13 protein-coding genes are annotated in these 14,831 nt (G+C 66.4%); all 13 read right to left on the reverse strand.

What is annotated here, in order from left to right; genetic code table 11:
- Window positions 1-16 precede the first annotated feature (16 nt).
- Window positions 17-289, reverse strand: a complete 273-nt coding sequence (locus FAZ98_RS23855) for a hypothetical protein (protein WP_158954686.1) — start codon at window positions 287-289, stop codon at window positions 17-19.
- Window positions 290-296: 7 nt separating this feature from the next.
- Window positions 297-683: a DUF4280 domain-containing protein gene (locus FAZ98_RS23860; RefSeq protein ID WP_158954688.1), complete on the reverse strand. Its 387-nt coding sequence runs from the start codon at window positions 681-683 to the stop codon at window positions 297-299.
- 68 nt (window positions 684-751) lie between these two features.
- A complete protein-coding gene (locus tag FAZ98_RS23865; RefSeq protein ID WP_325072778.1) occupies window positions 752-1,516 on the reverse strand; it encodes a toxin-antitoxin system YwqK family antitoxin in 765 nt (254 codons plus the stop codon).
- 15 nt (window positions 1,517-1,531) lie between these two features.
- Window positions 1,532-3,460, reverse strand: coding sequence for a type VI secretion system tip protein TssI/VgrG (gene tssI, locus FAZ98_RS23870; protein ID WP_158954690.1), 1,929 nt, complete (start codon window positions 3,458-3,460; stop codon window positions 1,532-1,534).
- A gap of 4 nt (window positions 3,461-3,464) precedes the next feature.
- Entirely contained in the window at window positions 3,465-6,197 is a 2,733-nt protein-coding gene (gene tssH, locus FAZ98_RS23875; protein WP_158954692.1) for a type VI secretion system ATPase TssH, read from the reverse strand.
- A gap of 14 nt (window positions 6,198-6,211) precedes the next feature.
- Window positions 6,212-7,366, reverse strand: coding sequence for a type VI secretion system baseplate subunit TssG (tssG, locus tag FAZ98_RS23880; RefSeq protein WP_158954694.1), 1,155 nt, complete (start codon window positions 7,364-7,366; stop codon window positions 6,212-6,214).
- Window positions 7,321-9,078, reverse strand: coding sequence for a type VI secretion system baseplate subunit TssF (tssF, locus tag FAZ98_RS23885; protein WP_158954696.1), 1,758 nt, complete (start codon window positions 9,076-9,078; stop codon window positions 7,321-7,323). The genes tssG and tssF overlap by 46 nt, the downstream gene beginning before the upstream one ends.
- Window position 9,079: 1 nt before the next feature.
- Window positions 9,080-9,532, reverse strand: a complete 453-nt coding sequence (gene tssE, locus FAZ98_RS23890; protein ID WP_158954698.1) for a type VI secretion system baseplate subunit TssE — start codon at window positions 9,530-9,532, stop codon at window positions 9,080-9,082.
- An 86-nt stretch (window positions 9,533-9,618) separates the two neighbouring features.
- The gene (locus FAZ98_RS23895) at window positions 9,619-10,110 is read right to left on the reverse strand and encodes an Hcp family type VI secretion system effector (protein ID WP_158954700.1); all 492 of its coding nucleotides are present in this window, start codon (window positions 10,108-10,110) and stop codon (window positions 9,619-9,621) included.
- Between the two features lie 74 nt (window positions 10,111-10,184).
- The gene (tssC, locus tag FAZ98_RS23900) at window positions 10,185-11,684 is read right to left on the reverse strand and encodes a type VI secretion system contractile sheath large subunit (RefSeq protein ID WP_158954702.1); all 1,500 of its coding nucleotides are present in this window, start codon (window positions 11,682-11,684) and stop codon (window positions 10,185-10,187) included.
- Window positions 11,685-11,747: 63 nt separating this feature from the next.
- Complete coding sequence (tssB, locus tag FAZ98_RS23905; RefSeq protein WP_158954704.1) at window positions 11,748-12,296, reverse strand: type VI secretion system contractile sheath small subunit; 549 nt, start codon at window positions 12,294-12,296, stop codon at window positions 11,748-11,750.
- A gap of 748 nt (window positions 12,297-13,044) precedes the next feature.
- Window positions 13,045-13,461 carry a PPC domain-containing DNA-binding protein gene (locus FAZ98_RS23910; RefSeq protein WP_158954706.1) on the reverse strand — a complete coding sequence of 139 codons (417 nt, stop codon included), beginning with the start codon at window positions 13,459-13,461 and terminating at the stop codon, window positions 13,045-13,047.
- A 148-nt stretch (window positions 13,462-13,609) separates the two neighbouring features.
- A complete protein-coding gene (locus FAZ98_RS23915) occupies window positions 13,610-14,542 on the reverse strand; it encodes an SMP-30/gluconolactonase/LRE family protein (RefSeq protein ID WP_158954708.1) in 933 nt (310 codons plus the stop codon).
- Window positions 14,543-14,831: the final 289 nt, after the last annotated feature.

The raw sequence follows: 14,831 nt of genomic DNA on the forward strand, positions 1-14,831 counted from the left end.
GGGTACGTGTCCTGCCTCACAGCGCCGACGACGAAGCGGGCGTGGCCACTGCCGCCGACGTGGTCGTGGCCGGTGCGTCGCCGTTATCGTTGGTGGCGCCGCTAACGGTCGGTACGGTCGGCACCGTGGGCACGGCGGCCGCGGCGAGCGCCGTGCTCGCCGCCGGCGCGCCATGCGTCATGCGCGCGCCGATCTCCACGCCCAGCAGGAACAGCAGGATGCAGAGCAGCACGGCGCTGGTCACGGCGATCGTCACCATGCGCGAGGTCATCGAAAAAACGTATTGCATGGCGGGCTCAGGCGGTCATGGTGGTGAATTGCGCGGGCGCGACGACCTGGATCACGCCGCCCCACATGCACATCAGCTTCGAGGAGTTCTGCAGCGCGGGCAGCGAGCCGATCAGCACGGTCGGCGAGCCCGGCGCCCAGGGCGCGACGGTCGCGGGCACGCACGGCATGGGCGTGAGCACGCCCAGCGCGGCGGCCGTGGCGGCGGCGACCATGGGGTTCGCCATCGACATGCACTGGCCGAACGGCTGCACGTTGACCATCGGCGCGCTGTCCATGATGTTGGCGGCCGGCGCGCCGCACAGCACGCGGTTCGCGGGCAGCACCTGCAACGCCGCAGGCGCGGCGCCGAAGCTGCATTGCAGCATCGCGCCCGAAGTCACCTGAATTCCCATCGCTCAACCCCCGTATTGCTTTTTGTCGCTGCTGCTTTGTTGCTCGATTGCCCGCTTCGCTCGCGAGGTCAGCCCCGCACCCACTTTTCCATCTTGTTCACGAGGCGCTGGCCGCGGCCGCCATTCGCGTCGCTGGCCGCGTCCACCGCGCGCCATTCGCCCACGGGCTTGCCCTCGCGATAGACGCGCTCGTGCGTCACGGCGCCGTCCGGCGCATAGCGGCGCGCCGTGCCGTGCAGCAGATTCGCGCGATACGGCAGGCTCTGCGCGAGCGCGCCGCTTTCGGCGTATTCGCGCGTCTCGCCTTCGAGCTTGCCCTTCGCGTAGCGCGCGCGGCGCACCACGATGCCGTCGTGCAGCCACAGCGCCTCGCGTTCGAGCTTGCCGTGCTCGTAGTGCAGGCGCGACGTCACGAGCCCCGAGGCCGCGTACGTGAGGCTTTCGCCGTGCAGCACGCCCTGCGCGTAGTGCTGGCGCCCCGCCACGCGGCCTTCCTGGTACACCGCGAGCACGCCGTCGAGCTTGCCCTTGCGGTACTGCGCTTCCTGCACCGGCAAACCGGCCGCGTCGAAGCTGCGCAACGTGCCGTCGAGCAGCCCGTTCCGGTACTGCGCCGCGAGTAGCGTCGTGCCGTCGCTCGCGTAGTGCACGGTCTCGCCGTGCGGCACGCCGTTCGCGAAAGCCGCACGGTTCACGAGGCGGCCCGCTTCGTCGTACGCTTCGACGATCTGCATATCGGCGTGCGTGTCGACGTGCGGGTCGACGCGCGTTTCGGCATGCGCGGCGCCCGCGTGAGCGTCGCTCTGTTTATCGGCAGAAAACCCGGCGGACATGAACGTAAATTCCGCTTAATTCAACTGCACGATGCCGCCCTTCAGGGCGAGCTGGCCACCGCCGTCCACGGTCTGCGAAGCGGAAGCCTTGTGCGACACCGTCATGCCTTCGCTGCTGAGCGTCGTGCCCGCCTTGATCGCGTACGAGGTGCCCGCTTCGGTGGACAGCGAGGTGCTCGACTTGATGCTGACGGAGCCGCTCACTTCGATCGTCAGGTTGCCGCCCACCTTCAACGTGTAATTGCCGTTGATGGTGTGCGCATGGTCGCCCGTGATCGTCTGCGTGTACTTCGCGTGGTTCGTGTGGGTTTCGTCGCCGGTCACGTCGAGCGTGCGCGTGCCCTTGACCGTGTGCGTCTCCTTGCCCGCGCTCACTTCCACGCTGCGGTCGCCCTTCTGCACCACGTGGGTTTCCGCGCCCGCCTTCACCGTGGTCGTGAGCGCGTTCTCGATCTCCACGTTCATGTCCTTCTGCGCATGCAGATACAGCTCCTCCGAGTCGAGCTTGTCTTCCATGCGAATTTCGTTGCCCGCCGAGCCGTTCTTCGAGGAGCGCGAGCGGATCACGCTCTGCGTCTGGTTCGCGGGCAGCGTGACCGGCACCGCATTGGTGCCGTTGTAGACGCAGCCCGTCACGAGCGGCCGGTCCGGGTCGCCGTCGACATAACTCACCACCACTTCCTCGCCAATGCGCGGCAGGAACAGATGCCCCCAGCCCGGCCCCGCCGTGCTCTGCGCCACGCGCACCCAGCACGAACTGTTCTGGTCCGTCACCGTGGCGCGGTCCCAGTAGAACTTGACCTTGATGCGGCCCTGCGAGTCGGTCCAGATTTCCTCGTCGCTCGGGCCCACCACCCTGGCCGTGTGCGTGCCCGCCACGACCGGGCGCGGCGTGAGCGCGGGCGCGCGAAACGGCACGGTCGCGGGCAGCACCTCGAACTCGTTGCTGTACGACCGATGCGAGGCCGTGTGCGTGACCGCGCGCACCACGTAGCTCACGTCGAGCGCCGCGTTCGGATGCCCCGCGAGCGTGAACGTCGTGCCCGCCGTGAGGCCGTAGTAGCCGCCGCGGCCGTTGCCGGTCTGCTGCGCGGCCATGTGCGCTTCGAGTTGCGTGCCCGAAATCTGGTCGCCCGCCGAGGCGCTCGTGTACTTACCCGGAAACGTGAAGCGCTGCCCGGTGTTCAGCGTCGACGACCCCTTGGCCGTGGACAGCAGCGTGGCCGGCTGCGTGTAGTCGTAGTCGCTCACCACGTGCTCGCCCGCCACCACGCCCTGCGCCATTTCGAACGCCGTGAGCCGCTGCGCCTGCGCGGCGATACTGGCGTCCGGCGCGAAATACAGCGTGCTCACGCTCGCGGCCGTGTGCGCGGAAGGGTCGTCGGCGAGCACCATGGTGTGCGTGCCGTTCGCGAACGTGAAGAAGTAGAAGATGCCTTCCTCTTCCATCAGCCGCGAGATGAAGCTGAACGCGCTTTCGTCGTACTGCACGCAGTATTCGCGCTGCAAATAGGCGCTGCCGCGCTGGGTGCGGTCCTCGACCGTCACGCCGAAGGTGCCCAGCACGCTCGTGACGATGTCGAGCGCCGTCTGGTTTTGCCAGATCACGCGGTCGCGGCCGAGCGTGAGCAGCCACAGGCGCGGCGAGAGTTCGGCGGAATAGAAGCCGTACTGCACGTCGGCGCCCGCGTGCGCGAAGCGCGTGACAATGCCGTTGAAATAGCGCGCGACGCCCGTGCTGTCGGTGAGCGTCACCGTCACGCTCTTGCCCACGATCTGCGTCGCGTCGAGCGCCTTGTTGGTCGAACGCATGCGCAGGTCGAAACGGAACAGCTCGGACATGGCCTCGCGGCCGCCGAACCCGTCGAGCAGCAGCACGTCGTCGCCGAACGGCGTCGAGACCGATACGAAGCAGTTCGCCTGGCTGGGCGTCGTCGACGACATGCGCTCAGGCCTCCTCGGGCGCGCGGAAACGGTACGCGATCTCGTCCGCCGCCGTGAGCGAGAGATGCACGCCGCCGAACGGCTCGGCGATCGAAATGCGCTCCAGCACCTGGCGCGCGAGTTCCGGCAGCAGCGACTGCGTGAGGATGTGATCCACGTTGCGCGCGCCGCTGTCCACTTCCTTGCAGCGTTGCGCGATCAGCGTCGCGAGCGCCTCGTCCCACGTGAGACGCGCGTGATGATTGCGCTCGAAGCGCTGCGCGATGCGTTCGAGCTTGAGGTTCACGATCGCGTTGATCTGCGCGTCGCCGAGATGGTAGTAAGGCACGATCACCATGCGGCCGAGGAACGCCGGGCTGAACTGGCGCAGCAGCGCCGGGCGCAATTGCTCGACGATCGCTTCCGGCGCGGGACGGCGGCCGCCGCGGCACGCCTCGGTAATCACGTCCTGCGCCGCGTTCGAGGTGAGCAGGATGAGCGTGTTCTTGAAGTCGATCGGCACGCCTTCGCCGTCTTCCATCACACCCTTGTCGAACACCTGGAAGAACAGTTCGAGCACGTCCGGGTGCGCCTTCTCCATTTCGTCGAGCAGCACGACGCTGTACGGACGGCGGCGCACCGCTTCCGTCAGCACGCCGCCGCGCCCGTAACCCACGTAACCGGGCGGCGCGCCCTTGAGCCCGGAGACGCTGTGCGCCTCCTGAAACTCCGACATGTTCACGGTGATCATGTTGCGCTCGCCGCCGTAGAGCATGTCCGCCAGCGCGAACGCCGTTTCGGTCTTGCCCACGCCGCTCGGTCCCACGAGCAGGAACACGCCCACCGGCTTGCCCGGATCGTCGAGATCGGCGCGGAACGTGCGCACGCGGCGCGCGATCGCGTCGAGCGCTTCGTCCTGGCCCACCACGCGCTCGGCGAGCTTGTCCTGCAGATACAGCACGGTGTGCAGTTCGTCGGCGAGCATGCGGCCGACGGGAATGCCGGTCCAGCCCGAAATGACCTTGGCGACGGTGGCCGAATCCACGCACACGGGCACCATCGGCTCGTCGTTCTGCACGGCTTCGAGGCCTTTTTCGAGGCGCGACAGATTGGCCGCGAGCGATTCGGCGTCCTCGCCGTCGGCGGCGCTGGTTTCGTCGGCGAGAAAACCGCGAATCTTCTTGCGCCACGCGATGATCTCGTCCACCGCGCGCTTTTCCGTGCCGAGTTTTTCGGTGAGGCGCGTGCGCTGGGCGCGTTCCTCATCGAGCTGTTTCGTGACAGCGGCGATGGCGTCCGCGCGGTCGGCGCCCGTGGCCGCTTCGTGGCGCAGGATGCGCAGCTGGTTCTCGGCGCCGTCGATCGACCGCGCGAGCGCCTCGATCTCTTCGGGCACGCCGTTCTGGCCGATCGCCACGCGCGCGCAGGCGGTGTCGAGCACGCTGATCGCCTTGTCCGGCAACTGGCGGCCCGAGATATAGCGATGCGAGAGCTTCACGGCGTCGCGCACGGCTTCGTCGAGAATCTCCACGCCATGATGTTCTTCGAGCTTCTGCACCATGCCGCGCAGCATGTCGACGGCGACGGGTTCGCTCGGCTCCTCGACCTTCACCACCTGGAAGCGGCGCGCGAGCGCCGGATCGCGCTCCACGTACTTCTTGTACTCGGCCCACGTGGTCGCCGCGATGGTGCGCAGCTCGCCGCGCGCGAGCGCCGGCTTGAGCAGGTTCGCGGCGTCGCCCTGGCCTTCGCTGCCGCCCGCGCCGATCAGCTGATGCGCTTCGTCGATGAAGAGGATCACCGGCACCGGCGACGCCTTCACTTCGGCGATCACCGACTTCAACCGGTTCTCGAATTCGCCCTTCACGCCCGCGCCCGCCTGCAACAGCGCGAGGTCGAGCGAGCGCACGCACACATTGGCGAGCGCGGGCGGCACGTCGCCCTGCACGATGCGCTGCGCGAAGCCTTCGACCACGGCGGTCTTGCCCACGCCCGCTTCGCCCGTGAGGATGGGGTTGTTCTGGCGGCGGCGCAGCAGGACGTCCACGAGTTGGCGGATCTCGCTGTCACGGCCGCGAATGGGATCGATCTTGCCTTCGCGCGCGAGCGCCGTCATGTCGACGGTGAATTGATCCAGCGCCGACTGACGGCCGCCGTTGCCTTTACCGCCCGCGCCCGGATTCATGCTCGGCATGGCCGCGTTCGCACCGTGCGTTGCCGCCGCCGGGCTCGACGCCTGCGGCTGCCCGGCCTGCGCCGCCGCGTTGCGCGCGCCGCCCGCGTCTTCGGCGGAACCCGCGAGGATCGCCGCGAGCTGGTCGCGCAGCGTCGCGCGCGGCACGTTGAGCAACGCGGGCGCGGAGTCGAGCAGCATGCCGCGCAGGCTGTCCACTTCGAGCAGCGCGAGCACGAGCGTGCCCGAGCGAATCTGCTGCTCGCCGAGCAGCATCGAACTCAACAGCCACGCTTCCTGAAACAGCGGCGAGAGATTCGGCGAGAGCGCGGGCGTACGGCCGTTGCCGCGCTTGAACGCGTCGACGGCCTTTTGCAGTTGCGTCGTGAGCGTCTGCGGCTTGAGGCCGAAGTGCGCGAGGATCGCCTGCAGATCGGGGGCGTCGGATTCGAGCAGCGTGAGCAGCAGGTGCTCGACGTCGACGTTGTAATTCGTCTGACGCACGCACAGTTGCGCCGCCTGCTCCATCGCGTGCTTGCATTCCGGATTGAGCCGGGAAAGCAGGGTGCGAATATCGATATCCATGCGCGGCGTGGTCCTCAAAGTGTCGTCGGAGCGGGCACGGCGGCCTCGCGCATCGCGAAGCGCACGGGCGCGCTCGCATGGTTGGGATGGCGCGGCGCGCCGAGCCACGTGGTCCAGCCGAGCCGCGCGGCATGCGCGCCGCCGGCCTCGCACGCGCGCGGTTGCGGCGCGAGATGCAGCACGAACTGCACGTCGAAATCCTGTTGCAGATACGCGCGCACGAGCCACGCGGCGAGCGCGTGATCGGCGCCGCCGGGCAGCAGCGCCTCGAAGCGTTCGCGAGAAAGCGCCGGAAATTCCAGGCAGATGCCGCTCGCCTGATCCCACGTACGGCGGCCGAGCACGGCCACGCCGTGCGGGCCGCCCAGACGCGGCGCGGCCGTGCGCGCGAGGCGCAGCGAATCCGCCGCGTCGATCTCGCGCCAGCCGCCCACGAACTGCGCGCCGCGCACCGTCACGCCGAGGCGGTCGGAGAGCAGCGCCGTCAAGCCCGCCATCGAGCGCGGCGCGGCGCTCATCAGACCCGCGTGACGCAGCCACGGCCGCGCGCCCCGCGGACCTTGCACGCCCGCGCGCAAGCCCAGATTGCTCGCCGCGTCGAGCGTGCCCGCGAGCGCCGAAGCGTGCGGCGAACGCCAGTTCAGCGCGGGCGCGTGCTTCTTGCGGCTGCGGTACAGAAACGACAGAAAGCGGTGATTGAAGATGTCGAGCAGGTCGCCCGTGGCCGTGTCGCGCTGCGCGCGCCGTTCGAGCACGAGTTCCGTGAACGCCATCGGCAGCGGCGCGTTCGCGCCCGCGAGCGTGAGCACGGGCGTCGAAAGCGTGTAGGTCGTGCGGGGGGCGTAGTTCGCGTCGGCGGGCCGGTCGACGTTTCGGTTGACGTTCCGGTCGGCGACCGGGTTCGGCGCGCGTGCGACATCGGCATCGCCCTCCGGCAACGCCTGCGCACGCACGCCGCGCACGTCGCTCGGTTCGAACGTCAGCGAAACATGACCCGAGAGCCGCACCGCCTCGCCCGCGCCGTTGCCGCGCCCGAGCGGCCGCGCCCACGGCGTCGCCCGCTCCAGCAGACTGATCGCCTGGAACAGATCGAAGCGCTGCGGGTTCGCCGTGAGACGGGCGATCAGAGCAGCTGCTGGCAACCGGTCATCGGCTCCCATTGCTTCCATATCTCGTCTCCACGGCGTACCACCAGCCGTACAAAGGAATTGACCGACGTGTAGAGCGCGAAGAATCGCGCGAGCACGGCGCCCATCAACAGGGGCGAACCGCCCACGAAGGCTTCGGGATCGAACTCGACGGTCACTTCGGTGCCACGGCAGTAGCCGCGCCACGCCTCGCCGCCCACGTGCGCCGTGACGCCGCGCGCCTCCACGCTGCGAATGCCGCGAATCTGGTCCTGCTCGCGCGTGCCTTCCGAGGCGAACAGGCGCAGCATTTCCTGCAACTGCGCGCGGCCCGTGGCACCGCTCACGAGCGAGTGATAGTTGAGCGTGAGCAGCGAGATCAACCGCCAGAGCGTTTCGCTGCCGAGCGCGGGACTGCGCTGCGCCGTGGGTTCGTAGAGACAGCGCACGCGCGCGTTCTGCGAGACCTTTTCGACCAGCAGCCGCGCGCCCACGGGCACCTGCTCCGCGAGACGCCGGTTCGTGCACAGCACGTTCGCGTAGATCACGGGCGCGCCCGGATCGGCCTGGGTATTGCTCGCATCGACGAAACTCAGGAACGTGTCGGTGCCCTGCACGTTCTCGCGCAGGCTGTGCTCGCGGCGCGCCGACCAGAACGCCGCGCCGCCTCCGGCATCCCCATGATCGATGGCGGAGAAACACGGCACCGTGGCCGTGCGTTCGAGCGACGGGTCCGACGCGACCACCGAAACGATCGAATGAATTTCGGTGATGGACTCGCGGCGCTGATCGGCCACGAGACGATATTCGTAATGGCGATGATCGACGACGATCGGCTCGCTCGTCTGCGAAAACAGATTGACGATGGGCGTGCAGCCGAGCGCGAAGTGCGTGGCGCGCAGCATGCCGAGCCCGCGCGGCGCGCGCGACAGATGCAGCACGATTTCGCAGCTGCGGCCCGTGCCCAGACGGCCGCGCAGATGATGCAGATCGAAGAAGTGGAACTTGCGCGGAAACGCGAAATATTCCTGCATCAGCGCATAAGCGGGCTGCGCGTTGGCCGGGCGCGGCAGCACGTCGTCGGCTTCGCCGTAGCCCACTTCGCGCCACGCGCGCGCGGGCAGCGGCAGCGCATGCGCGCGGCCTTCGGCGCGCACGGACACGTCGGCCACGCCCGACACGAGCAGCTCGTAGAGCGGCATCGTCGTCATCCAGTCGCCGTTCAGATGCAGGCGCAGCGTGTCGATCTCGAGTTCGGCGAAGTCGGTGCCGGGCGCGCATTCGAGCGTGAGGCGCAGCGTGGCGTCGTCGCCGAACGCCGCGCGGCTGATCGTGAGCGGCCACAGCACGGTGTCCCACGCGGTGCGAAAGCGGCACACGTCGCCGCCTTCGGTGCGCGCCTGCAACGCGGTGTGGCGCGGCACGGCAAAGCCCGCCGTGACCTTGCCCTGGGTGGGATCGAGCTCGAACTGCGCGACTGTCATCGACGGCACGGGCTGCACGAGCGTCGGACACACGTTGTCGAGCAGCGAAGAGGCAACGTGCGGAAACTCCTGGTCGAGGTCGCGATGCACGCGCGCGGCGAGAAACGCCGTCGCCTCGACAAGGCGTTCGGTATGCGGGTCGAGCGATTCGGTGCCGTGCAGCGCCAGCTTCGAAGCGATCTTCGGGTAGCGGCGCGCGAAGTCGGCACCCTGCGTGCGCAGGTACGACAGCTCGCGTTTGTAGTATTGGAGAAGGTCGTCGGCGGCCATGTCATTCACCGCGCGAACGGGCGGCCTGCGCGGCGCCGGCGTCCGCCGCCAGCTCGAACGACACGTGCGCGACGTGCGGCCCCGAACGCACTTCGCCGCCGATCATCATCACGGCGCGCGGAGCATGGTCCGAGGCGAAAGCGAAATTCACGCTCACGTTGGCGAGCCGCGGCTCGAACAACGTAATGGCATGACGGACGGCCGCGGCGATAGCGTCGCGGTCCGGGCCCGAGTGCAGCGAGCGCTCGGCGAAGTCGGGCACGCCGTAATCGAGCACGCCGCCCTCGCTCGCGGCAAAGGCCTCGAACGTGAGCGGCGAACGCGTATTCATGAGTCTCGCGAGGTCGCGCGCGACCGACTCCCGCAGCGCCTCGGCGCCCGAAAGCTGTGCCTCGCCATGAGCGGCGAGACGGTCGAACAGTGGCATCGGTGAACCGCTGACGATGGCCGGCATTGCGCGAAAACTCCAGGGAGCGCGGGCGGTAACGGCAACCGCCCGCGTGGGACTCGATGCGATCAAACGAAGCGGATCGCGAACGATCAGGACGCAGCCGGCGTGGCCGCGACGTTCTTCGTCAGATCCCAACCGAACGGCGCGTTGCCCTTCTTCGTCGAGTCGGTGTTCTGCTGCGTGTAGACGCAGGTCACCTGGGTGTAGTTGATCGTGAAGCTGTCGTGGCTCGAACCGCCGCCGCCCGTGTTGACCGACGAGATCATCGCGTTGCTCAGCACGTACTTGAACAGCGACATGAACGTGCCGTTTTCGTTACGGCCGACCGAGATGGTCGCGTCGCCGAGCTTGGTGCCCGCGGCGCAGGCGCTGTAGAGACCCGGCGTTGCCAGGTCGGTCGACTTCGAGAAGCTGAACTCGTTGAACGTCGGACGGCCGAGCGTACGCTCGGTGTTCGTGACGTCGTGGTTCATGGGCAGCTGAAGGCCGAACGAGAACGAATCCAGCACGATCTGGTCGGTGGCGCCTTCGAGCGTCGAGTTGCCCTTGATGTCCTTGATCTGCAGAAGAACGATATCCATGACTGTCTCTTTTCAATAGATGACGAATGCGTGGCTCGCGCGCGGCGCTCGCCGCGCGCGTTCGGGTAGGCGTGTTAAGCCGCGGCGGCCGGCAGTTCCGCGACGAGGCGGATCGAAGCCGTCAGCTCTTCCATCTGGAAGTGCGGCTTCAGGAAGCACGTTGCGCGATACGCGCCCGGCTTGCCCGGCACTTCGGTCACGTCCACGCGGGCTTCGCCCAGCGGGAAGCGCGCCTTTTGCGCGTGCGACGCCGACGGGTTGATCAGCACGTAGTCGGCCACCCAGTTGTTGAGGTAAGCCTCGATGTCGCCGCGCGTCTGGAAGCTGCCCACCTTGTCGCGCATGATGACCTTGAGGTAATGCGCGAAACGCGAGGCCGCGAGCACGTACGGCAGACGCGCGGAGAGTTGCGCGTTGGCGTTGGCGGCGTCCTTGTTGTACGTCTTCGGACGATTCGTCGTCTGGCCGCCGAAGAACGTGGCCGAGTTCGAACCCTTCGAGTTCACGAGCGCGATGAAGCCGAGGTCGTTCAGTTCCTTCTCGCGACGGTCGGTGATCGTCACTTCGGTCGGGCACTTGAGGACGATGTCGCCCTCGCCGGTCTTGTAGGCGTGCGCAACCATGTTGTCGACCTTGCCGCCGCCTTCCACGCCGCGGATCGCCGTGGTCCAGCTGTATTGCGCGAACGCGTCGGTGATACGCAGGCCGAGCTGGTACGCCGAGTTCGCCCACAGGTACTTGCTGTGATCCGTACCGTCGACGTCTTCCTCGAAATTGAAGTTATCGACCGGCTTGGTCTTCGCGCCGTACGGCAGACGCGCGGCGTACGACGGCAGCACGAGCGAGACGTAACGCGAGTCTTCGGTGTCGCGGAAACCGCGCCATGCGGCGAGTTCGGCGCTCTCGAAGGTCTTCGAGAGATCGCGCGTGACGCCCAGTTCCGTGTACGACTTGAGGTCGAACAGGCTCGGCGCGGCCGAAGCGATGAACGGCGCGTGCGCGGCGGCGGCCACCTTCGAAATGCGTTCGAGCAGTGCGATGTCCTGCGGATGACGGCCGAACGAGTAGTCGCCGATCAGCAGCGAGTACGGGTAGCCGCCGAACGTGCCGTATTCCTCTTCGTAGATCTTCTTGAAGAGCGTGCTCATGTCGTGATCGACCGCGGTCTCGAGGTCCTTGAGCAGTTCCTTCTTCGTCACGTTCATGAGACGCAGCTTGAGCTTCGGGCCCGTTTCCGTGCCTTGGACCATGTCGTGCAGACCCGTCCACGAGGCTTCGAGCGCCTGGAACGACTCGTCGTGCATGATCGCGTTGAGCTGGTCCGAGAGCAGCTTGTCGATTTCGGCAACGCGCTCGTTGATCATCGCCACAACGCTCTTGTCCGGGCTCGTGCGCATGCCTTCGTCGAGAATCTGCGAAGCGAGCTGGCCGATCAGCTTCTTGGCGTAGCCGCTTTGCGACGGCTCGACGGCCATGTTGCCTTCCTGAACGATCTGCTCGAGCAGGCTCAGGTTGGCGCCTGCGAGCGTCTGGGTTTCGCTTGCGGCGTGGCCGGCGGCGGAAGTGCTTTCCATCTGGATCACCTATGAAAGTTCGTGGTGCCCGCGTGCGGGCATGAGAGTTCGGGCCGTGGAGCGTCAGGCAGCCGGTGCGTCTTCCGACGCGACAGCAGCCTCGCCTTGCGCCGGCGCGTCGCTGGCGTTGGCCTGGCTCTGAACTTTCTTCAGCTCTTCGCTGTTCTGCACGATGCGCTCGAGCATCGAATCCAGCTCGTCGTTACCGTCGAGCTTGCCGAGCAGGTCGCGCAGTTGCTGGCGCGCTTCGAGCAGCTTCGCGAGACGCGGCACCTGCTTGACGATGCTTTCCGGATGGAAGTCTTCGAACTTCTCGAACGTGAGTTCGACCTTGATGTTGCCTTCGCCCTTGAGCGTGTCGGCGACCGAGAGGTCGAGACGCGGGGCGATCTTGCCCATGATCTCGTCGAAGTTGTCGCGGTCGATTTCGACGAAGCGACGCTCCTTGAGCTTGGGCAGCGGCGTGGCCGGCTGACCGGAGAGGTCCGCAAGCAGGCCGACCACGAGCGGAAGCTCGCGCTTTTCAACCGCGTCGCCGACTTCTACGTCGTAGGTAATCTGGACACGCGGCGGACGGTTACGTCCGACCCACTTCTGCAAACTGTTCGACATGGATTTCTCCGGGAAACGCTCGGCTGTGTTTAGAAAAGCCCGCCTGGCCCGCGGGCAATGGGCATCGATACGAAATGGGTCGAAAAGCGTGGGCCGGCCGCCGCGCGAAAGACGCGCGTGCACCAACCCCGCGTGACGGGATATCGTCAACGTGGCGCTGTTCTTTAGTACTCTTGATTAAACAGGCTACCCACTGCGATGGGATGGAGCGCGCCTGCGCTGGTAGCAGGCGGCCTTATGGAGGGCACCGGTAGCAACGGCGCCCTTTTCCCCCGTGGCGGCTTCCAGGCCAAAAACGTTACCTTGGTCAGGGGTAATGGCAAAACCGGAAACCACCGTTTATTTCTAATTGGGGCCGACGAGATTCACGCGATCGGCGTGTCCTCTTTTTAGTCGACCCAAAAAACTGGCTGCATTAGAACACAGACTTATTACAGCCACAATACACTAAACACAGTATTCAGGAGTCCTGGTAAACGGCCGTAAACCACGCGAAACAAGCCCGCACGGATGTGCTTTTTTGCATTGGCAAAAGCGGGGTTTTTACCGGAAAACCCACAGCTCGACAGCCAGCCGAAGCCGAATTAATTGGCGTCTCGCGCGCGAGTTTTAATTCGTCTTATGAATACTTTTAAACGAAGACTTCACAACTTTATCTTCCGCTTGCGTAACGGCTTTTGCTGTGTATAAGCACAATTAACGGCGCGGAGTATACGTCCTGCGCAAGTCGGCGGCTTGACCCTGCGTCTCAACAACGATCTTTTTTATTCGTTGACGCGTGAATTTTTAATTCGGCGTAGCCCGTTTGCGGGTCGATCTCACGCGCAAAGCGGTATTCGGGGAGCAGCGCGAGCAGTAACTCCGCCGTCGTGCGGACGATACAGCCGGCCGCGACATGGCCGCCGTACACCTTGCCGTGCGCGTCGGATACTGTCATGTGCAGATGTGCGCCGTCGGGAGAAACAGAACCGGCGAGCGTGAGAATTTCGAGGTCGCCGCGCAATTCGGTGGGCACTTCGGCGCCCGCGTAGCGCAACTGCACGATGCCGAGACTGCCGATGCCTTGCAGCACGAACGCGGCGCTCACGTTGCATTGCGCGAGCGCCGCGACGATCGTCGAACGCAGATCGTCGCCGGGCGAAAGACGAAGGGGCTGGGTTCGCATGAGCGCCGCTCCTTGACGATGAATCCTCGTGCGCCGCCAGCGAATTTGACCGGCGGCGCGCGAGAACGTTTGCGTGATGCGTTTATTGCCTACACGCGAGCAAGCCAACGTTTGCGCCGCGTACCCGGGCGGCGCGTTCACGGCCGCATCACGTGCCGGCGAAGTCGATGCCGGTGAGCGGCCCGAGATGCGCCACGTTGGTGAAGTGCGCCGCTTCCTTCGTGTCGATGTCGAACTCGTGCACCGTGCCGCCGAGGTCGGTCACGAACGCGCGGCGACCGCGCGCGTCGAGCGACACTCCGATGCCTTCCTTCAACTCGCGCGCGAGCACTTCGCGATCGACGAGACCGCCCGCCGTGATGCGCGCGCGATTGAGCGTGTTGCCGTCGTGCGCGTCGTCGCCGCGATCGGTCCAGTAGAGCATGCCGTCACGATGATCGATGTCGAGATCGATCGGCTCGGGCAGATTCTCGAGCAGGCATTCGATATCCGGACGATCGTGCGGCACCGCACCTGCGGGCAGATCGATGCCCGCGCGGAAAATGCGGCCCTGCCCCGCGTCGGGCGCGCCCTTCTGGGTCCAGTAGAGGTGACCGTTGGCCTTGTCGAGCACGATGCCCACGCAATGGCGCGTGGCGTCGGCGATATCTTTCGGGAATTCCCCCGTGCGCACCAAAACGGTGACGTCGCTGCCGTCGAGCCGCGCGCGCATCACGCGCATGCCTTCGCGGTCGCACCAGTAGAGGTGGCCGCTCTCGGCGTCGAGCACGATCTCCTTGGGCGTGCCGGCCTGGCCCGAGGGCACCAGCACGCGATGGCCGCTACCGTCGAGCTTCGCGCACTCCACGGTGCCGTCGTTGGGTGGCAGGGGACCGGAAACCGGATCCCCGTCGACCAGATGAATGCCCGTGCCCATGTTGGTCCAGTAGACCAGTTCGTACACGGCATCGACCTTGATGCCGTCGGGCGTGCGCGTGAGATTGGCGAGCACGACTTCGTGCGAGCCGTCCGGCCACAGCGCGATGATCGCGGGAGGCCGCGCTTGCAGAACGTACAGCGTACCGCCGTTGTTGGTAGTCACAGTCAATACCCTCCGTGTGGAAGTGAAGTGCCGCTGCAAGTGCCTCATGAGCTATCCCATGAGGCGCACCATGAAGCGACGCCGGTTTCGTGGACCCGCTTGCCGCCAACCCGTTCCCCAGAGGCTACATGAGGTCGCGGAAATCTCCGTGAATACTGCGCAAGCTCAACGCGGTTGCGCCGAGGCTTTCAACGTGAAGGCTTTCAATTAGCCGTCACCTCCACGGCACGCGATTTGCGATCGCTAACGCGCGCGCGAGCCACGACGGCACGCGCGTCGTAACATCAAA

Origin of the sequence: Paraburkholderia acidisoli (assembly GCF_009789675.1) — a bacterium.
Taxonomy (GTDB): Bacteria; Pseudomonadota; Gammaproteobacteria; order Burkholderiales; family Burkholderiaceae; genus Paraburkholderia; species Paraburkholderia acidisoli.